Source organism: Roseomonas sp. CAU 1739 (assembly GCF_039839775.1).
Lineage (GTDB): Bacteria > Pseudomonadota > Alphaproteobacteria > Acetobacterales > Acetobacteraceae > Neoroseomonas.
The window spans coordinates 32,266-49,705 of sequence record NZ_JBDOQQ010000019.1; the positions used below are offsets into that span (position 1 = coordinate 32,266).

Below are 17,440 nucleotides of genomic sequence, written 5' to 3' on the forward strand. Positions count from 1 at the left end.
GCCAGCCGGGCGCCTTCCCTATCGCCAGGTCCGTCGACCTGGCGCGACACTGCACAGGCTTGGACGGCGCATCGACGCCGTCCCGGAGACCGATCATGGACAACGCCCCTTCCAGTGACGTCGCCTTCTCCCCGGCCGTGAAGGCCATCCAGACCGCGCGCGGATCGCGTGAGGGCTATGCCCGCATGGAGCGCCGCGGCGGGTGGAAGTCCGAGCTCACCCCCGACATCGCCGGCTTCATCGCAGCCCAGCGCAGCTTCTACCTGGCGACGGCCAGCGCTGACGGCCAACCCTATATCCAGCATCGCGGCGGGCCGCCGGGCTTCCTGAAGGTGCTGGATGCGGAGACCCTCGCCTTCGCGGATCTGGCGGGAAACCGGCAGTACGTCAGCCTCGGCAACCTGTCGGAGAACCCGCGCGTGCAGCTGTTCCTGATGGACTACGCGCAGCGGCGGCGGGTGAAGATCTGGGGCACGGCGCGGGTGGTGGCCGACGACCCCGCCCTGCTGCAGATGCTGACGCCCGAGGGCAGCGAAGGGCGCGCCGAACAGGCCATCGTCATCCGTGTGGCCGCCTGGGACGCGAATTGCCACCAGCACATCCCCCAGCGCTTCGAGGCGGAGGAGGTGCTGCGCGCGATCACCGACCGCGATGAACGCATCGCCGCGCTGGAGGTGGAGGTTGCGCGGCTGCGCGGCGGGTGACGCGGCGGAGAGCGACGCCGTCCCATCGGCGCGGATAGGGTGGCGCGACGTTGAGGCGGCGTGGCACCTCGGAGAGGGGCTTTGTCCCTCTCCGGACCTCACCCCACCAAAGGCTTAAGGCCTTTGGAAACCTCAGTTTTGGCGCTGAGTGCCGCAGCTCGATGCGAGGGCCATGGTGCTATTCATGGCACCGATTCATCGTCGCGCTGTCCGCTGTGCGCAGCGCCCAATTCCCGCGGTCCAGGAGCCCGTTGGCTCCTGGCGGGGTGGTTTGGAGGGGCAGCGCCCCTCCAACTTTCTGAATATGGGGCGTTGCCCCTCTCCGAATCTCACTCCGCCACCGCGCGTGGTTCATCCGCCCGTTCCAGCACCAGCCGCTGCTGCTGCGGGTTCGGGATCACGATGCCCAGCTCGTCGAAGCGCCGCTTGATGCGCCGGTTCAGCTCGCGCGCCACCGCCCAGCGCTGGGACGGGTCGGTCTTGAGCCGGATGCGCATCACCACGGCGGCATCGCCCAGCCGTTCGACGCCGAGGATGTCGAGGTCGTCGCGGATCACCGGGCGCCACTTCACATCCTCCCGGATCTCGGCGGCGACGCCGCGCAGCACCTCGGCGATGCGGTCCGTGTCCTCGCCATAGCCGATCGACACGTCGAGCACGGCGAAGGCGAAGTCGCGCGTCATGTTGGTCACGGTCGTCACGGCGCTGAACGGGATGATGTGCAGGCTGCCATCCTGAGCGCGCAGCTTAATCGACCGGATCGACAGTTGCTCGACGACGCCGGACAGACCGCCGACCTGCACCACGTCGCCGACCGCCACCGCATCCTCGAACAGCAGGAAGACACCGGTGATGACATCGCGCACCAGCGTCTGCGACCCGAAGCCAATGGCGATGCCGACGACACCGGCACCGGCGATCAGCGGCGCGACGTTCACGCCGATCTCGGTGAGGAAGATGAAGGCGACGACGACCAGGATGGTGATCATCAGCGCCGTGCGCAGCATCGGCAGCAACGTGCGCACCCGCGCGCTGCGGGCCGCCTTGGCATCGCGCGACAGCTGCGTCAGGTGACGCTCGATCGCGGCGTTCGCGGCCTCCCACGCCGCCATGGCGACCAGGATGGTGAAGCCCATCGAGGCGAGCGAGCCGACCAGCCGGCTGCCGAGCTTGCCCTGGCCGAACCAGGAGAACGCCTCGAGACCCCAGACCTCGAGCAGCAGGAGCAACGCGATGCCACCGATGAAAAAGGAGAAGACGCCCTTGAGCACCGGCAGATAGCGGTTCGCCCGCGCTTCCAGCCCCTGGTAGCGCCTGGCGAGATCAGGCGTGATGCGGAAGGCGCGCTGGATGGCGCGACGCATCGCCAGGTCCACCAGCCGCGCGCCGCCCAGCACCAGCAAGGTGAACAAGGATACGCGGATCAGCCGCCAGAAGCCGCCCTGCACCTCGAGCGCCCAGACGCCCCAGGCGGCGACTAGCCAGGCGATGGCGATGAAGTGCCAGATCTCCGCCGCGCGGTCGCGCATCACGCGCAGCATGCGGCGCGTCGGCTCCGGCTCCACGCCGTCTGGCAGGTCCGGCGCGCGCAGCACATCCGAAACGGCCGAGCGGTTCTGCAGGATGACGATGACCAGGAACAGCGTCACCAGCAGCATGCACATCCGCAGGATCGAATCGTAGGCGGTCCAGGGCAGGCCGAACTGCAACCCGGCCTCGGCGACCGCGTAGCCGACCACCATCACCACGGTGATGCGGCGCAGCCAGATAGTGATGTAGGCCGCGGTCTCATCCGCCACCGGCAGCAGCCGCAGCATCGGCGAGGCGGGGGAGAGCAGCATGCGCGACGCCACCATCACGGCGCGCGACGCCATGTAGGCGTTGTTGACCGTCAGCATCACGAGTTCGGTCGTGGGCAGTGGCTGCACCGCGCCGATCAACCCGTAGGAGACGATCGCGAAGGCGCCGATCGGCAGCAGGTCGAGCCCGAGCCGGCCCACCACCAGCGGCACGCGGCGCAGGCGGGAGTAGGCCTCGCCCTCGGCCGGGGCGCGCGAATCGAGCGCGTCGCGCGACCGCGCCAGGGCACGCGCGGTTGCCCATTCCGCGAACAGGCCGAGGCCGAGCACCAGCACCAGCTTCCAGGCGGCGTCGATGACCCGGAACTGCGTCACCGGGTCGCGCGCCATGGAGGACAGCCAGGCGAACAGGGATGGCAGGTCGGCGATCGCCTGCACCGTCCCCACCAGCTGTTCCGACAGCGCGGTCAGCCGCTGCGACGCCCCCTGCAGCAGCTGCGCGCCCAGGGTATTGGGGGCGAGCAGCGCCTCGGCGGCCGGGGCGGCGGGCGGCGGTGCCTCGGCGGCGGTCGGGGGCGCGGTGGAGGCGGGCGGCGTCGCGGTCGCTGCGGGGACGGCCGCGCCGGCGGCGGCGGACAGTCCCTGCAGGGTGCGGATCAGCTCGGCACGCCGCGCATCGTCCTGGAGCAGGCGGAGCAGCCGCTCGGCCTCGCTGCCGGTCGGCGCGGCGGCTGCGGCCGGGGCGTGCACGACCGGGGCGGGCGCGGCCGGCGCGGCGGCGGCGTTGCGCGGCGGGGTCGGCTGGCGCTGCGGCGCGCGCGGGGTGCGCGGGGCGGCCGGGGCCTCGGCGGCCGGAAGCGGGTCGGGTTCCTCGACCGGCACGGTCTGGGCCGCCGGCCAACCGGCGGGCAGCACGACAAGGACACACAGGATCGCGAGAAGATGTCGCCGGAGGCCGTTCATGCCGGCAGGGACCCCATACCGGCGCCCGCGGTCAAGTCATCGCACCTTGGCCGCACCCAGGCGCGGTGCGATGCGAAACCCGCCATGCCCGGTTGCGAAGCCGCCGCCCCCGGTCCAGCATTGCAGCGCAGCATGATACATTCCCCTTCCGTCTGGACCGTGATGCTCGCCTTGCTCGGCGTGCACCTCGCGGGCATGGGCGTGTTCCTCGCCGTTCCCGTCCTGGCGCCCGCGATAGCCGCGGAAGCGGGCATTCCTGCGGCACTGGCCGGCGTCCATACCGCGCTGGTCTATGGCGGGGCGCTGGTGTCCGGGCCGCTGACCGGGGCCTTCATCCATCGTTTCGGCGGCATTCGGGTGCTCCAGGCCGGGCTCGTGGTCTGCGGTGCGGCGCTGTCGATCTCGATCCTGGCGCATCCGGCGGCGCTGGCGGTCTCGGCGCTGGCCTGCGGCATGGGGCACGGGCCGGTGACCCCGGCAGGGAGCCACCTACTGGCCCAGAAGGCGCCGGCCAACCGGCGCTCGCTGATCTTCAGCCTGAAGCAATGCGGGGTGCCCGCCGGGTCCATGCTGATCGCCGCCGTCACGCCGCTGATCGCCGCCGCCTTCGGCTGGCGGGCCGGCATCCTGGCCGTGGCGGTGCTGCTGATATCCATGGCGGTGGCATTGCAGCCGCTGCGCCGGCCGCTCGATGCCGAACGCGACCGGTCCGCCCGGCTGGGCAACCTTCGCACCGCCTGGGCCACCGCCTTGAGCAGCCTGGCCATCCTGCGGGAGGTGCCGGTGCTGCGCCGGGTCACGCTGATGTCGGCGCTCTACGGCGTGTCGCAATTCTGCTTTTCCTCCTTTTTCGTGGTGTTCCAGGTCGAGGCGCTGGGCGTGCCGCTCACCGAGGCCGGGTTCCGCCTGGCCCTGGCCCAGGGGGCCGGGGTGGTCGGGCGCATCGGCTGGGGGCTGCTGGCCGACCGGGCCGGGGCGCGGCCCGTGCTGACCGGGCTGGGGCTGGCCACCGCCGCCTCGGGCCTCGCCCTTCTGCTGTCGGGCCCGGACTGGCCGGGGCTGGTGGTGACGCTGGCGGGCATGGCCATGGGGGCGACGGCGATCGGCTGGAACGGGGTGTTCCTGGCCGAGACGGCGCGCCTGGCCCCGCCGGGCCGGGTCGGGGCGACCACCGCGGCGGCCGGCTTCGTCTTCGGCGCCTGCATGCTGGTCGGCCCGCCGGCCTTCTCGGCGCTGGTGCAGGCCTCGGGCGGCTATGCGCTGGGGTTCGGGCTGTGTGCCGCCACCGCCCTGGTCGGCGCGACGCTGATCCATGGCGCCAGGACTGTTGCGAAGACCTGAAACGGGTCTAGGTAGGGGACCATGATCACCTTCCTCACGATCCTGGTCGGGTTGTCCATGCTGGCGACGCTGGGCGTGTTGCTGGCCGGCGTGCTGGGCATGGCCGGCGGGCAGGGCAATTCCCAAAGGTCGAACCGCTTGATGCGATGGCGCATCGGTTTGCAGTTCCTGACCCTGGTCCTGTTCGCCATACTCCTGCTGATGATGAAGCGGTAAGTCGCCGAACCTTGCCCTGGCGGTGCTCGCCCCGTAGTTTCCGGCCCAACCGCACGGTCGGTTTTCCTGTTCCAATCCAAGAAGGCACACGGTCAAACGATGAAGGTCCTCGTCCCCGTCAAGCGGGTGGTCGATTACAACGTGAAGGTCCGCGTCAAGGCGGACGGCACGGGCGTCGAGACCGCCAACGTCAAGATGTCCATGAACCCCTTTGACGAGATCGCGGTGGAAGAAGCCGTGCGCCTCAAGGAAAAGGGCGTCGCGACCGAGATCATCGCCGTGTCCGCCGGCCCGAGCGCCGCGCAGGAACAGATCCGCACCGCGCTCGCAATGGGCGCGGACCGCGGCATCCTGGTCGAGCATGATGGCGTGCTGGAGCCGCTCGCGGTGGCCAAGCTGCTCAAGGCGATCGCCGACAAGGAAGGCCCGACGCTGGTCATCCTCGGCAAGCAGGCGATCGACGACGACATGAACGCCACCGGCCAGATGCTGGCTGCGCTGCTTGGCTGGGCGCAGGGCACCTTCGCCTCCAAGATCGAGAAGGACGGCGAGACCCTGAAGGTCACGCGCGAGGTCGATGGCGGGCTTGAGACCGTCTCGCTCAAGCTGCCGGCGATCGTGACGACGGACCTGCGGCTGAACGAGCCGCGCTACGCGTCGCTGCCGAACATCATGAAGGCGCGCAAGAAGCCGATCGAGACGGTGAAGCCGGCCGATCTCGGCGTCGATGTCACGCCGCGCCTGACGGTGCTGAAGGTCGAGGAACCGCCCAAGCGCGTGGCGGGCAAGAAGGTGGCCTCGGTCGCCGAACTCGTCGAGAAGCTGCGCACCGAAGCGAAGGTGATCTGACCATGGCCGTGCTCGTTCTCGCCGACCACAAGGATGGCGGCATCACCCAGCCCACGCGCAGCACCGTCGCGGCCGCCGCGCCGCTCGGTGAGGTTCATGTGCTGCTGGTCGGCGAAGGTGCGGCCGCAGCCGCACCCGCCGCCGCGAAGATCGCCGGCGTGGCCAAGGTGCTGACCGGTGCGGAAGCGCCGGTGCTGGCCGAGCCGCTCGCCGCGCTGCTGGTGTCGATGGCGCCGGGCTATTCGCACCTGCTCGCGCCGGCGTCGGCATCCGGCAAGAACGTGATGCCGCGTGTCGCCGCGTTGCTCGACGTGCAGATCCTGTCCGACATCTCCGGCGTGGTCGATGCCGATACCTTCGTGCGCCCGATCTATGCGGGCAATGCAATGGCGACGGTGAAGTCGGCCGATGCGAAGAAGGTCATCACGGTGCGCGCGGCGTCCTTCGACCCCGCGCCGGCCGAGGGTGGCGCCGCTTCGGTGGAAGCCGCGCCGTCCGCCGCCGATCCCGGGCTGTCCACCTTCCTGGGCGCGGAGATCGTGAAGTCCGAGCGGCCGGAACTGACCGCCGCGCGGATCGTGATTTCCGGCGGCCGTGCCATGGCCTCCTCCGAGAACTTCCACATCATCGAGAAGGTGGCAGACATTCTCGGTGCCGCCGTCGGTGCGTCGCGCGCCGCGGTCGATGCCGGCTATGCGCCGAACGACATGCAGGTCGGCCAGACCGGCAAGATCGTCGCACCGGAACTGTACATCGCCGTCGGCATCTCGGGCGCCATCCAGCACCTGGCGGGGATGAAGGACAGCAAGGTCATCGTCGCCATCAACAAGGACGAGGAGGCGCCGATCTTCCAGGTCGCCGACTACGGCCTGGTGGCGGATCTGTTCAAGGCGGTGCCGGAACTGGAAGCCGAACTGTCCAAGTGATGTCGCGGCCGCCGGGCTTTCCGCGCGGCGCACAATCGGTCCATCGGGGGGAGAAGTTCGCTTCTCCCCCTTTGTCGTTCTGAGGAGGTCCCATGGCTGAAATCGCGAAGGTCGGTGTCATCGGCGCCGGTCTGATGGGCAACGGCATCGCCCATGTCGCCGCACTTGCCGGCCTGCCGGTGGTGCTGATGGATGTGCAGCAGGCCGCGCTCGACAAGGCGCTCACCACCATGTCCGGCAACATGGACCGGCAGGTGAAGAAGTCGATCATCACCGCCGACGACAAGACGGCAGCGCTTGGCCGCATCACCACGGTCACCACCAACGACGCCTTCGGCGATTGCGACATCGTCATCGAGGCCGCGACCGAGAATGAGGGCTTGAAGCGCAAGATCTACGACGCGCTGCTGCCGAAGCTGAAGGCGAATGCGATCCTGGCGTCGAATACATCGTCGATCCCGATCACGCGCCTGGCTGCCGCGACCGACCGTCCGGGCCGTTTCATCGGCATGCATTTCTTCAACCCCGTGCCAATGATGAAGCTGGTCGAGATCATCCGTGGCCTCGCCACCGATGATGCGACCTACGCCGAGGTCGAGGCGCTGGCGGTGAAGCTCGGCAAGACGCCGGTGCTCGCGCAGGATTGGCCGGGCTTCGTGGTCAACCGCGTGCTCTGCCCCATGCTGAACGAGGCGATCCAGGCGCTGATGGAAGGCGTCGGCGACGTCCGTGCCATCGATGACGGCATGAAGCTCGGCGCGAACCACCCGATGGGGCCGCTGGAGCTGGCCGATTTCGTGGGTCTCGACACGCTGCTGAGCGTGATGAAGGTGCTGCATGAAGGGATCGGCGATCCGAAGTACCGGCCGTCTCCGCTGCTGGCGAAGTATGTCGAGGCAGGCTGGCTCGGGCGGAAGTCGGGGCGCGGATTCTACGATTACTCGACCAAACCGCCGACGCCGACGCGGTAGCAGGTCGGGTCGGTTCGCTGCACGAGGAGGGGAGTTTCCCCGACGCGCTTGGATTGAAGGTTGGAGGGGCGCTGCCCCTCCAAGCCACCCCGCCAAAGGCCAGTGGGCCTTTGGAAACCATTACCTGGCATGGGGCATCAGCGGTGCAAGCAGTGCCCGAAAGCGCTCCCGTGCCCAGAGCGAATAGCAGCTACGGGACAGGCCCATCCGCCCAGTGCCAAGTGACGGTTTCCAAAGGCCCACTGGCCTTTGGTGGGGGAGGTCCGGAGGGAGCAAAGCCCTCTCCGGTCCCTTCGGCCCGCCCCGTCAGCGCGCCGCGACTAGCTTCAACTCGCCCACGCCGAGCGCGATGTTCAGCCCGGTATTGCCTTCCACGCTGACCGGCTGCAGGGCGATGCCGCGATTGGAACCGCCCACCAGCACGTTCGCCGCGCCGCCGACGCCGGCCGTCACGGCTGCCGAAACACCGCCGAAGGTGCCGGCCAGCGAACCCGGGGCGACGTCGCCCGTGCTCGCCATCACGCCCCACAGCATGACGGCCGCGCCGGTGAAGCCGACATCGACGCCGTAGCGGCTGATCTCGCCGGTGTAGCGCTCGGTCCTGCCGCCCTGGCCGGTGAAGATGCACTGCACCTCGCGGGTCGAACCGAAGATGAAGCTGGTGCCGGCGGCGACGTCGCAGCGCAGCGTGCCGACGCGGACATGGCCGGTCAGGTCCGGCGGCTGTTGGGTCTGCGCGAAGGCCGGGGTCGCGGCCAGAATGCCGAGACCGAGCAGGGCGCCGAGCCGGGTGCCGATGTGACGCATGATGATGTTGCCTCTCTCGATGATCGCGGGCCGATGCCCTGCCTTGGCGCAACGCCGCAGGCACGCCATGGTTTCACCCATCATCGCTGGGAAGGACCGACGCCCATGATCCCGATCACCCCGCCGGCCCGGATCGCCTTCATCGGCATGGGTGTGATGGGCGCCGCAATGGCCGCGAACATCATGAAGGCCGGCTTCCCGGTGACCGTCAGCAACCGCAGCAAGGCCAAGGCCGAACCGCTGATCGCCGCCGGCGCGGAATGGGCGCCGACCGCGCAGGACGCCGCCGATGGCGCGGGCTGCGTCTGCCTGTGCGTGCCCGATACGCCGGATGTCGAAACCGTGCTGTTCGGCGATGACGGCGTCGTGCATGGCGCGGCCCCGGGCACCGTGGTGATCGACTTCTCGACCATCGCTGCCGCGTCATCCGCCGCCTTTGCCGCACGCATGGCCGAACGCGGCGTCATCCTGCTCGACAGCCCGGTTTCCGGCGGCCCGCAAGGCGCGATCGACGGCACGCTGACCTGCATGGTCGGCGGTGCGGATGCCGGGTTTTCCGCCGCGCGGGCGGTGTTCGACGCGGTCGGCAAGACCATCACGCTGCTCGGCCCGGCGGGGTCGGGGCAGATCTGCAAATCCGGCAACCAGCTCATCATCGTCGCGGCGATGCAGGCGGTGGCCGAGGCCCTGACCATGGGCCGCAAGGCCGGGCTCGACCCAGCGCTGATGCGCCAGGCGCTGCTGGGCGGCTCCGCGCGGTCCTTCGTGATGGAGAACCACGCCAAGCGCATGCTCGACCGCAACTTCAAGCCGGGTTTCCGGGCGGAGCTTATGCGCAAGGACATCCGCCTCGCACTCGGCGCGGTACGCGACAACGGCGTCTTCGCGCCATCGACCGCGCTCGCCGCGCAGATGATGGAAGCGGTGGTGAATTCGGGGCGCGGCGGGGATGATTGCGCCTCGCTCGGCGCGCTGGTGGCGGAGCTCTCGGGGCTGAAGGACTGAATGCCTTCGCGGGCCACCCAGCTGCGGGCGCGGCTGCACCATTTCTACAATGGCTTCGCGCCGGAATGCCGCCGGTTCCGCTACGCGGTGCTGGGGCTCGACTTCGCGACGATCCTCTTTGTCATCGTGACGTCCTTCGTCGAGCGCAACATGGCGATCGTCGTCATCGACATCCTGATCGGCATCGTGCTGGCAGTGGAATTCGCAGCACGGGTGGCCAGCAGCCGCCGACCGTGGCGGGAGGCGCTGCGCCTCGCCTCGCTGGCCGACATGATCGCCATCGCCTCCTTCCTCGCTCCACTCGCCGGGGAGGGGCTGGGTTTCCTGCGGGTGATGCGCACGCTGAGGCTGCTCCATTCCTACCGGATGCTGGGCACGCTGCGTGAGGACTTCGCCTTCTTCCGACGCAATGAGGAAGCAATCCTCGCGGCGACGCATCTCGGCGTCTTCATCTTCATCATGACCGCGCTGGTCTATGAAACGCAGCACGCCCACAACCCGCACATCGCGCACTATGCCGATGCGCTGTATTTCACCGTCACGGCGCTGACGACGACGGGGTTCGGCGACATCACACTGCCGGGCACGACGGGGCGGCTGCTGTCGGTCATCATCATGCTGGCAGGCGTCACGCTGTTCCTGCGCCTGGCGCAGGCGCTGTTCCGTCCGGCCAAGGTGCGCTTCACCTGCACATCCTGCGGCTTGCAACGGCACGAACCCGATGCCGTGCACTGCAAGGCCTGCGGCGCGCTGCTGAACATCCCGGACGAAGGGCTCGACTGATCACGCCGCCGCCATGGCGCGCAGCGCTGCCGCGGTCTCCCCATCGGCCGGGAAGAAGGATTCCAACGTGATCTCGGCGAGTGTCACATCGGTCGCCGTGCCGAACACCGTGGTGGTGCTGATCAAGGCGAGTTCTCCGCCCGCCACGCGAAGCCGCAACGGCGTGGCGATCAGCCCGCGCTCACGTTCCGCCGAGGTCGGCGCGGCGTCCGGCCCAGCCGGATAGCGTGCAATCTCCGCCAGCAGCGCATCCAGCCCCGGATCGGCCGAGGCATCGGCATCGCGCTTCAGCCGGTCCATCACATGCGTCTTCCAGGCACGCAGATTGGCGATGCGCGGCGCGAGGCCGGCGGGATGCAGGCTGACCCGCAGCACATTCGCCGGTGGGCCGAACAGCGCCGCATCGACACCATCCATGAGCCGCATCGCCATGCCGTTCGCCGCCAGCAGGTTCCAGTGCCGATCGACGGCCAAGGCGGGCCAGGGTTCATGCCCCGACAGGATCATCCGCACCGCCTCCATCGCCGGCCCCAACGCCGGGTCGTCGATGCCGCGTTCGGCGTATTCCGGTGCGTGGCCGGCGGCAACGAGCAACGCGTTGCGCGCGCGCAGCGGCACGGTCAGGCGCTCGGCGAGGCGCAGCACCATCTCCCGGCTCGGCCGCGCGCGGCCCGATTCCACGAAGGAGAGATGGCGCTGGGAGATCTCGGCATCGAGTGCCAGGTCGAGTTGGCTGAGGCGCCGGCGCTGGCGCCATTCCTTCAGCAGGGGTCCGATGGTCGTCATGCTCGGCATCCTATCCCTGCGTGATGCGCCGTTCCGATGACCTCCGAGGTAATCGCATCGCCGCGCCGCATCGGCGATCACGCTCGGCATCGGAGCCGAAGGAGACAGACCGATGCCGATGCTTCCCCAGACCCCTTTCCTGTTTCTCGCCCTGACCGCGGATGCGGTGGCGAGCGGCGCGATAGGCCTCGCCTTCGTCGCAGCACCTGCGGCGATCGGGTCGTTCACAGCCCTGCCCGAGGGGCTGTTGCAGGCCGCTGGGCTGTTCCTGCTGGCCTATGCGGCGGTGATCGCCTGGCTGGCCGCACGCTGCACCGTGCCGCGCCCCATGCTGTGGCTGCTGGTGACCGGCAACCTGCTCTGGGCGGTGGAATGCGCCGCCTTGCCGATGCTCGGCTTCATCGCGCCGAATGGCTGGGGCATCGCGCTGCTGGCCGTGCAGGCGGTGGCCGTGGGGGTGTTCGCGGAACTGTACATCGTTGCGCTGCGGCGTGCGCCAGGCGCAGCGTAGCGCATGTCGGCAGGGACACCGCGCCATGCACACTGGTTCATGGCTGCAGGTTGGAGGGGCCTTGCCCCTCCAGGCCACCCCGCCAAAGGCCTGAAGTGAGTCGGGCAACGTCCCTGCCCGCTCGCCCGTCTCAATGCAGATGGACCGTGCCCGCCTTCAGAAGCGCGGCACCAGCATCCCGCCATCGACCGGGAAGGAATGCCCCGTCGAATACGGGATCGCGCCCGAGGCCAGCGTCGCCACCGCGCCGCCGATATCCTCGGCCTCACCCCAGCGGCGGATCGGGGTCAGCCCGGCCTCGATCTGCGCGCCATACTTGTCCCAGACGCCGCGCGTCATGTCGGTGCGGATCACGCCCGGCTGGATGTCGTAGGTGTTGATGCCGTGGGGTGCCAGGCGCATGGCGAACAGTTTCGCCAGCATCGTCACCCCCGCCTTGGACACGCAGTATTCGGCCCGGTTCAACGACGCCATCACCGAATTGATCGAGGAGATGAACACCAGCGAGCGATGCCCGCGCACCGGCGCGCCTTCGGCGATCATTCGCTTCGCCATGCCCTGGCTGAGGAAGAACACGCCGCGGGTGTTCACATCCAGCAACCGGTCCCAGGATTCGGGTGTCGTCTCCAGCATGTCCTGGCGGGTCTGCACCTGCACGCCGGCGACATTGGCGAGACATTCCAGCCCGCCATAGGCAGCCCAGGCGGCGTCCAGCAGCGCGCCATGCGCGGCGGTGTCGCCGACATCGGCGGGGATGAAGGTGAAGCGGCCGCCGGCGGCCTCGACGGCGGCGCGGGTATCCTCCGCACCTTCGGCGGAGATATCGGCGCCGACGATGTCGAACCCCTTCTGCGCCAGGGCGACGCAGCTGGCGCGCCCAATCCCGCGCCGCGCGCCGGTGACGAGTGCGGCTGGCTTCATCGATTTCCCCCTTGATGCGACGGCGCGGGGCGATGCGCCCCCCGGTCAACACAAGGCCCGCTCCACCTTTCGGCGGAGCGGGCCTGTCACCGTTGACCGGCGCCGTTTCCTGGACGTTGCCCCGAACTAAGCAAACGCATGACACTATCCACGACCACTCCGGGTCAACGGGGTAGGTGTGCGGTGCAACAAGGCGGAACCTGCAATGCGGATCCTCGTCGTCAACTCGAATACAACGCCGTCAGTAACTGATCGCATTGGCGCAGCGGCGCGCGCGGTGGCTTCGCCGGGTACCGAAATTACCGCCGTCAGCGCCCCCTTCGGCCTGCCGCTGATTGTCACGCGTGCGGATTGGTTGGTTGCGGGGCCGGCGACGCTCGCCGCGCTGGCGGCCCATCGCGGCGACTACGATGCCGCCGTGATCGCCTGCTTCGGCGATCCGGGGCTGGATGCAGCGAAGGAATTGCTCGAGGTGCCGGTGCTCGGCATCAGCGAGGCCGCCTTCCATGCCGCGGCGATGCTTGGCCGGCGCTTCGGTGTCGTGTCCTTCACCGCCGCGCTGCGGCCGATGTTCGGGGAATGCCTGGCCCATCACGGCCTCGCGGCGCGCTGTGCCGGCTTCCGCATGGGCCCGGCCTTCAGCGGCGACCCCGGCACGGTGGCGGAGGACCGGCTGGAACTGCTCGCCGGGCTATGCGCCGAGAGCGTGGACCAGGATGGGGCGGAGGCCATCATCCTCGCCGGCGGACCGCTCGCGGGCCTGGCGCCGCAGTTGCAGCCGCGCGTGGCCGTGCCGCTGGTCGATGGCACCCAGGCGGCCGTGCGGCTGGCCGAGGCCATGGCGGGCCTGATGCCGCGCCATCCGCGCCCGCATCGCCCGCGCGCCCTGACCGGCTTCGCGCCGGGGGTCGCCGCATTGTACGCGGCGCGCTGACGCGCCATCCGCGCTACGCTTACGGCACCGGGGACCGGAGCCCCGGCGCGCACCACGGAGTCGCATGCCCTATCTGGTCGAAACGCTGCTGTTCCTGCTGCCCTTCGCCGCCTATGGCCTGTGGCGACGGATGAACCCGCAAACGGAACCGAGCACCATCCTGCTGGTCCTCGCGGCGATGGGGGTCGTGCTGACGATCGGTGGCGGCCTTTGGTACGGCGAGTCGCGCAGCATCGCGCCCGGCAGCACCTATGTGCCCGCGCATCTGGAAGGCGATCGCATCGAACCTGGCCACGCAGAGCCGCATCGGTGAAGGATCGGCCGCACTTCCTTGACCTGCCGGCGGTCGCCGCGGTGCTGGCCGCGCTGCCCGGCGCGCGGGCGGTGGGCGGCTGCGTGCGGGATGCGCTGGCCGGGCGGGAATCGGCCGATGTCGATGTCGCAGCCCCCTTCCCGCCGGAGGAAATCGTCGAGCGCCTGCGCGCTGCCGGGCTGAAGGTTTTCGAGACCGGCCTCGCCCACGGCACGGTGACGGCGGTGAAGGACCACCTGCCGGTCGAGGTGACCGCGCTGCGCCACGACGTGATCACCGATGGCCGCCACGCGGTGGTGGAATGGACCACGGATTGGCGGGAAGACGCGGCGCGGCGCGACTTCACCATCAACGCCATGTCGATGGCACCGGATGGCGCGCTGTTCGACTATTTCGGCGGCCGGGCGGATCTCGCCGCCGGGCTGGTGCGCTTCGTCGGCGATGCCGATACGCGGCTTGCCGAGGACTACCTGCGCGCGCTGCGCTTCTTCCGCTTCCAGGCACGGTATGGCCGGGGCGCGCCGGATGCGGCGGCGGTGGCGGCGATCCGCCGGGCCGTGCCAGGGCTTGCGCGGTTGTCCGTCGAGCGGGTGTGGATGGAGTTAAAGCGCATCCTGGCGGTGCCTGATCCGCTGGAGGCGATGGCGTTGATGGCTCGGACCGGGGTCCTCGGCGCCGTGCTGCCGGAGGCGCGGCCGCCGGGCCTCCTGCCGCGGCTCGTCACGATCGGCGCGCCGGCGGAGCCATTGCTGCGGCTGGCCGGGATGCTGATCCACACCGACCAGGCCGCGATGGCGCGGGCCGGCGGGCTACTGTCTCGCCGCCTGCGCTTCTCCGGCACGGAGATCGCGCTGCTAGAGGCGCTTCTTGGCGGCTTCGAGGGCGAGGCGCCCAACATGTTCCGGGTCGCGCCCAATCTGCCGGGCCCGGCCTTGCGGCGCGTGCTGGCACAGGCGGATCGGCAGTGGCGCGGCACCTACGCCAAGGCGCTGCTGCGCGACCGATCCTGGCTCGCCCAGGCGCTGCCGCGAGAGGACTGGTTTGTGCCGGATGCCTGGTCGGGTGACGCGGATGCCTGGTCGGCGCTGCGCCGGCGCATCGACGCCGAACCCGTGCCGGAATTCCCGATCGCGGGGCGCGATGCCCTCGCACTGGGCCTGCCGCCCGGACCGGCGATCGGCGAGGTGCTTGAGCAGGTGCGATCCTGGTGGATTGCCCGCGGCTGCGATGATGACCGCGACGCCTGCCTCGCCGAACTGCGCCGGCGCCTGCCGGAAGTCGGCGGCGGGGCCGCACTCGGGGGATGAGTGGGGGATCCGGCCCCGCCGCCTTCACCGGAACGAAACGAGAACTAGCATGACGGCTCGGAAGGTTTCAAGACCCTATCCGTGACCATCCGGCGTCGGCCGGTGCAGCCGCCATCCGCATTGCGGCCGCGCGGGCAGGAAGGCGGGGGAGGAACACCTCCCCCGAATCCCCCTCCGTTTTTTGGCCCTTGGCGCCGGCCCCGGCGGTCAGTCTCCATTGGACAGAAAAAGGAGGGGGATCGGGGGAGTTCTCTCCCCCGACCTGCCGTCGCCTCCCGCGGGGTGATTTCGCCCGAACGGGATCTGCTCTATCCCGCGACCATGGCCAAAGCCCTGGACACCTCTGCCCGCGCCCTGCTGCTCCGACTCTGGCGCGACCATGTGGCGGGGCATCGGCGCGGCATCCTCATCGCGCTGGCCTGCACCCTGGGCGTGGCGGCCACCACGGCGCTGTATCCGGTGGTCATCCAGCAATCCTTCGACCGCTACACCGAAGGCCGGCACGATTGGCTATGGCTGGTGCCGATCGTCATCATCGCCGTCACCTCGCTGAAGGCGATCGCCCAGTTCGGCCAGTCGGTGGCGATCCAGGCGGCGGTACTGCGGGTGATCGAAGGGTTGCAGAACGACCTGTTCCGCGCCCTGACCCGCGCCGACCTCGCCGCCGTGGCGCGTGAGGCGCCGGCGCGCCACGCCGCCCGCTTCACCACCGATGCCGCGCTGATCCGCGAGGCGCTGACCAAATCCATCAACGCCGTCGCCGATGCGCTGACGCTGATCGGGCTGGTTGCGTCCATGGTGTGGCTCGACTGGCAGATGTCGCTGGTGGGTGGGCTGCTGTACCCGATCGCGGTGCTGCCGATCCTCAAGCTCGGCAAGCGCATCCGGCGCGCCTCGGGCGGCATGCAGGAACGGGTCGGCGAGGCGGCCGCGGCACTCACTGAATCCTTCGGCGCGGCGCGTGTCGTGCGCGCCTATCGCCTGGAAGCGGCCGAGGAGGCCCGCGCCGCCGGCCTGTTCGCCCGGCTGCGGGAGAGCCTCTACGCCATCGCCCGCACCCGCGCCTCTCTCGACCCGATGCTGGAAGCGCTGGGCGGCTTCGCCGTCGCGGCCGTGCTCGTCTTCGTCGGCTGGCGGGTGGCATCCGGCGCGGGGACGGTGGGCGAGTTCACCGGCTTCGTCGCCGCGCTGCTGATCGCCTCGCGCCCCGCCCGCGCGCTGGGCTCGCTGAATTCGGCCCTGCAGGAAGGCCTGGCCGGGCTGTCGCGCGTCTATGGCGTGGTCGATATCCCGCGGCACATCACCGATGCACCCGGTGCCGTGCCACTGCCCGCCGGGCACGGGCGCATCGCCTTCGCCGGCGTGGGCTTCACCTATGACGGCGTGCCCGATGCGGCGCTGTCGGGCCTGACCTTCACCGCCGAGCCAGGGCAGACCGTCGCGCTGGTCGGCCCCTCGGGTGCGGGGAAATCCACCGCCATCGCCCTGGTGCCGCGGCTGTACGACGCGACCGAGGGCTGGGTGCTGATCGACGGTGCCGACACCCGCCAGGTCACGCTCGCCTCCCTGCGCGACGCCATCGCCTATGTCGGACAGGACGCGACGATCTTCGACGACACCGCCTTCTCCAACATCGCCTGCGGCCACCCCGGCGCAACGCGCGAGCAGGTCGAGGAGGCCGCCCGCGCCGCCGCCGCCCACGACTTCATCGCTGCGCTGGCGGATGGCTACGACACGCCGCTGGGCCCGGGTGGGTCGCGGCTGTCGGGTGGGCAGCGGCAGCGCATCGCCCTCGCCCGCGCGCTGCTGCGCAACCCGCGCATCCTGCTGCTGGACGAAGCGACCAGCGCGCTGGATGCGGAAAACGAGGCGCTGGTCCAGCAGGCCCTGGCGCGGTTGCGCGCCGGGCGCACCACGCTGGTGATCGCCCATCGCCTGGCAACGGTGCGCGACGCCGACCGCATCGTGGTGATGGACAAGGGGCGCGCGGTCGAACAGGGCGACCATGCGGCGCTGATGGAACAGGACGGGCTGTATGCCCGGCTGGTGCGGACGCAGGCGTTTGGGTGACGCGGCTGGACGGATGCGCCCGGATGATCGGACAGGGGCGCCGCCTCTCTCCGAACCTCACCCCGCCAAAGGCTCAAGGCCTTTGGGAGCCCGATTTTGGCGCTGGGCCATGGAGGAGAGCTCTGCACTCGCGACTCCTGCTAGCGCCCACGCGCTGCGGCCCTTGGGATGCCGTCGGCCATCGGGCGCGAAGCGCCGGTTTGCAGCGGACTCCCAGCGGGCTGCATGCGCGGC

The 17,440-nt window shown here is 69.9% G+C and carries 17 protein-coding genes; 13 read left to right on the top strand and 4 right to left on the bottom strand.

All coding sequences use genetic code 11. The annotated features are described in order from the left end of the window. Positions 1 to 95: 95 nt before the first annotated feature. Positions 96 to 704 carry a pyridoxamine 5'-phosphate oxidase family protein gene (locus tag AAFN86_RS24415; protein WP_347546189.1) on the top strand — a complete coding sequence of 203 codons (609 nt, stop codon included), beginning with the start codon at positions 96 to 98 and terminating at the stop codon, positions 702 to 704. 329 nt (positions 705 to 1,033) lie between these two features. On the opposite strand, the gene AAFN86_RS24420 is transcribed toward AAFN86_RS24415, so the two are convergent. Next, complete coding sequence (locus AAFN86_RS24420; RefSeq protein WP_347546190.1) at positions 1,034 to 3,466, bottom strand: mechanosensitive ion channel domain-containing protein; 2,433 nt, start codon at positions 3,464 to 3,466, stop codon at positions 1,034 to 1,036. Positions 3,467 to 3,598: 132 nt separating this feature from the next. On the opposite strand from AAFN86_RS24420, the gene AAFN86_RS24425 reads away from it, so the two are divergent. The 5 genes from AAFN86_RS24425 (at position 3,599) to AAFN86_RS24445 (ending at position 7,769) form a co-directional block, all read left to right on the top strand. After that, entirely contained in the window at positions 3,599 to 4,807 is a 1,209-nt protein-coding gene (locus AAFN86_RS24425) for an MFS transporter (RefSeq protein ID WP_347546191.1), read from the top strand. A 21-nt stretch (positions 4,808 to 4,828) separates the two neighbouring features. Next, positions 4,829 to 5,023: a twin transmembrane helix small protein gene (locus AAFN86_RS24430; RefSeq protein WP_347546192.1), complete on the top strand. Its 195-nt coding sequence runs from the start codon at positions 4,829 to 4,831 to the stop codon at positions 5,021 to 5,023. Between the two features lie 99 nt (positions 5,024 to 5,122). After that, positions 5,123 to 5,872: an electron transfer flavoprotein subunit beta/FixA family protein gene (locus AAFN86_RS24435; protein WP_347546193.1), complete on the top strand. Its 750-nt coding sequence runs from the start codon at positions 5,123 to 5,125 to the stop codon at positions 5,870 to 5,872. A gap of 2 nt (positions 5,873 to 5,874) precedes the next feature. Then, entirely contained in the window at positions 5,875 to 6,798 is a 924-nt protein-coding gene (locus AAFN86_RS24440) for an FAD-binding protein (protein ID WP_347546195.1), read from the top strand. Positions 6,799 to 6,890: 92 nt separating this feature from the next. Continuing rightward, positions 6,891 to 7,769 (top strand): 3-hydroxybutyryl-CoA dehydrogenase, encoded by an 879-nt coding sequence (locus AAFN86_RS24445; protein ID WP_347546197.1) that lies wholly within the window; start codon positions 6,891 to 6,893, stop codon positions 7,767 to 7,769. Between the two features lie 306 nt (positions 7,770 to 8,075). Here the strand turns inward: AAFN86_RS24445 and AAFN86_RS24450 are convergent, their stop codons facing one another. Further along, positions 8,076 to 8,576: a DUF992 domain-containing protein gene (locus AAFN86_RS24450; RefSeq protein WP_347546198.1), complete on the bottom strand. Its 501-nt coding sequence runs from the start codon at positions 8,574 to 8,576 to the stop codon at positions 8,076 to 8,078. A 105-nt stretch (positions 8,577 to 8,681) separates the two neighbouring features. Between AAFN86_RS24450 and AAFN86_RS24455 the strand changes: the two genes are divergently transcribed. Together AAFN86_RS24455 and AAFN86_RS24460 are read left to right on the top strand one after the other, a co-directional pair. Further along, a complete protein-coding gene (locus tag AAFN86_RS24455; RefSeq protein ID WP_347546199.1) occupies positions 8,682 to 9,581 on the top strand; it encodes an NAD(P)-dependent oxidoreductase in 900 nt (299 codons plus the stop codon). Further along, positions 9,582 to 10,364: an ion channel gene (locus tag AAFN86_RS24460; protein ID WP_347546200.1), complete on the top strand. Its 783-nt coding sequence runs from the start codon at positions 9,582 to 9,584 to the stop codon at positions 10,362 to 10,364. On the opposite strand, the gene AAFN86_RS24465 is transcribed toward AAFN86_RS24460, so the two are convergent. Then, positions 10,365 to 11,150: a helix-turn-helix transcriptional regulator gene (locus AAFN86_RS24465; protein ID WP_347546201.1), complete on the bottom strand. Its 786-nt coding sequence runs from the start codon at positions 11,148 to 11,150 to the stop codon at positions 10,365 to 10,367. It lies immediately after the preceding gene. A 112-nt stretch (positions 11,151 to 11,262) separates the two neighbouring features. Here AAFN86_RS24465 and AAFN86_RS24470 point away from each other — a divergent pair, with 112 nt between their 5' ends. Further along, positions 11,263 to 11,661 (top strand): hypothetical protein, encoded by a 399-nt coding sequence (locus AAFN86_RS24470; RefSeq protein WP_347546202.1) that lies wholly within the window; start codon positions 11,263 to 11,265, stop codon positions 11,659 to 11,661. A 156-nt stretch (positions 11,662 to 11,817) separates the two neighbouring features. Here AAFN86_RS24470 and AAFN86_RS24475 read toward each other — a convergent pair whose 3' ends face one another. Then, positions 11,818 to 12,582, bottom strand: coding sequence for a 3-ketoacyl-ACP reductase (locus AAFN86_RS24475; protein WP_347546203.1), 765 nt, complete (start codon positions 12,580 to 12,582; stop codon positions 11,818 to 11,820). A 205-nt stretch (positions 12,583 to 12,787) separates the two neighbouring features. Between AAFN86_RS24475 and AAFN86_RS24480 the strand changes: the two genes are divergently transcribed. The 4 genes from AAFN86_RS24480 (at position 12,788) to AAFN86_RS24495 (ending at position 17,206) form a co-directional block, all read left to right on the top strand. Next, positions 12,788 to 13,516 (top strand): aspartate/glutamate racemase family protein, encoded by a 729-nt coding sequence (locus AAFN86_RS24480; protein WP_347546204.1) that lies wholly within the window; start codon positions 12,788 to 12,790, stop codon positions 13,514 to 13,516. 64 nt (positions 13,517 to 13,580) lie between these two features. Continuing rightward, positions 13,581 to 13,829, top strand: coding sequence for a DUF6111 family protein (locus AAFN86_RS24485; protein WP_347546205.1), 249 nt, complete (start codon positions 13,581 to 13,583; stop codon positions 13,827 to 13,829). Then, on the top strand, positions 13,826 to 15,136 hold the full coding sequence (locus AAFN86_RS24490; RefSeq protein WP_347546206.1) for a CCA tRNA nucleotidyltransferase: 1,311 nt from the start codon (positions 13,826 to 13,828) through the stop codon (positions 15,134 to 15,136). Before AAFN86_RS24485 ends, AAFN86_RS24490 begins: the two co-directional genes overlap by 4 nt. Before the next feature lie 321 nt (positions 15,137 to 15,457). Continuing rightward, positions 15,458 to 17,206: an ABC transporter ATP-binding protein gene (locus AAFN86_RS24495; RefSeq protein ID WP_347546207.1), complete on the top strand. Its 1,749-nt coding sequence runs from the start codon at positions 15,458 to 15,460 to the stop codon at positions 17,204 to 17,206. Positions 17,207 to 17,440 lie beyond the last annotated feature (234 nt).

Excerpts from the sequence above, each read along its gene's own strand:
- AAFN86_RS24450 (WP_347546198.1), bottom strand. The coding sequence starts at position 8,576 with ATGCGTCACATCGGCACCCGGCTCGGCGCCCTGCTCGGTCTCGGCATT.
- AAFN86_RS24435 (WP_347546193.1), top strand. The coding sequence starts at position 5,123 with ATGAAGGTCCTCGTCCCCGTCAAGCGGGTGGTCGATTACAACGTGAAG.
- AAFN86_RS24455 (WP_347546199.1), top strand. The coding sequence starts at position 8,682 with ATGATCCCGATCACCCCGCCGGCCCGGATCGCCTTCATCGGCATGGGT.
- AAFN86_RS24485 (WP_347546205.1), top strand. The coding sequence starts at position 13,581 with ATGCCCTATCTGGTCGAAACGCTGCTGTTCCTGCTGCCCTTCGCCGCC.
- AAFN86_RS24465 (WP_347546201.1), bottom strand. The coding sequence starts at position 11,150 with ATGACGACCATCGGACCCCTGCTGAAGGAATGGCGCCAGCGCCGGCGC.
- AAFN86_RS24425 (WP_347546191.1), top strand. The coding sequence starts at position 3,599 with ATGATACATTCCCCTTCCGTCTGGACCGTGATGCTCGCCTTGCTCGGC.
- AAFN86_RS24495 (WP_347546207.1), top strand. The coding sequence starts at position 15,458 with ATGGCCAAAGCCCTGGACACCTCTGCCCGCGCCCTGCTGCTCCGACTC.
- AAFN86_RS24460 (WP_347546200.1), top strand. The coding sequence starts at position 9,582 with ATGCCTTCGCGGGCCACCCAGCTGCGGGCGCGGCTGCACCATTTCTAC.
- AAFN86_RS24470 (WP_347546202.1), top strand. The coding sequence starts at position 11,263 with ATGCCGATGCTTCCCCAGACCCCTTTCCTGTTTCTCGCCCTGACCGCG.
- AAFN86_RS24475 (WP_347546203.1), bottom strand. The coding sequence starts at position 12,582 with ATGAAGCCAGCCGCACTCGTCACCGGCGCGCGGCGCGGGATTGGGCGC.
- AAFN86_RS24480 (WP_347546204.1), top strand. The coding sequence starts at position 12,788 with ATGCGGATCCTCGTCGTCAACTCGAATACAACGCCGTCAGTAACTGAT.
- AAFN86_RS24430 (WP_347546192.1), top strand. The coding sequence starts at position 4,829 with ATGATCACCTTCCTCACGATCCTGGTCGGGTTGTCCATGCTGGCGACG.
- AAFN86_RS24420 (WP_347546190.1), bottom strand. The coding sequence starts at position 3,466 with ATGAACGGCCTCCGGCGACATCTTCTCGCGATCCTGTGTGTCCTTGTC.
- AAFN86_RS24445 (WP_347546197.1), top strand. The coding sequence starts at position 6,891 with ATGGCTGAAATCGCGAAGGTCGGTGTCATCGGCGCCGGTCTGATGGGC.
- AAFN86_RS24415 (WP_347546189.1), top strand. The coding sequence starts at position 96 with ATGGACAACGCCCCTTCCAGTGACGTCGCCTTCTCCCCGGCCGTGAAG.
- AAFN86_RS24440 (WP_347546195.1), top strand. The coding sequence starts at position 5,875 with ATGGCCGTGCTCGTTCTCGCCGACCACAAGGATGGCGGCATCACCCAG.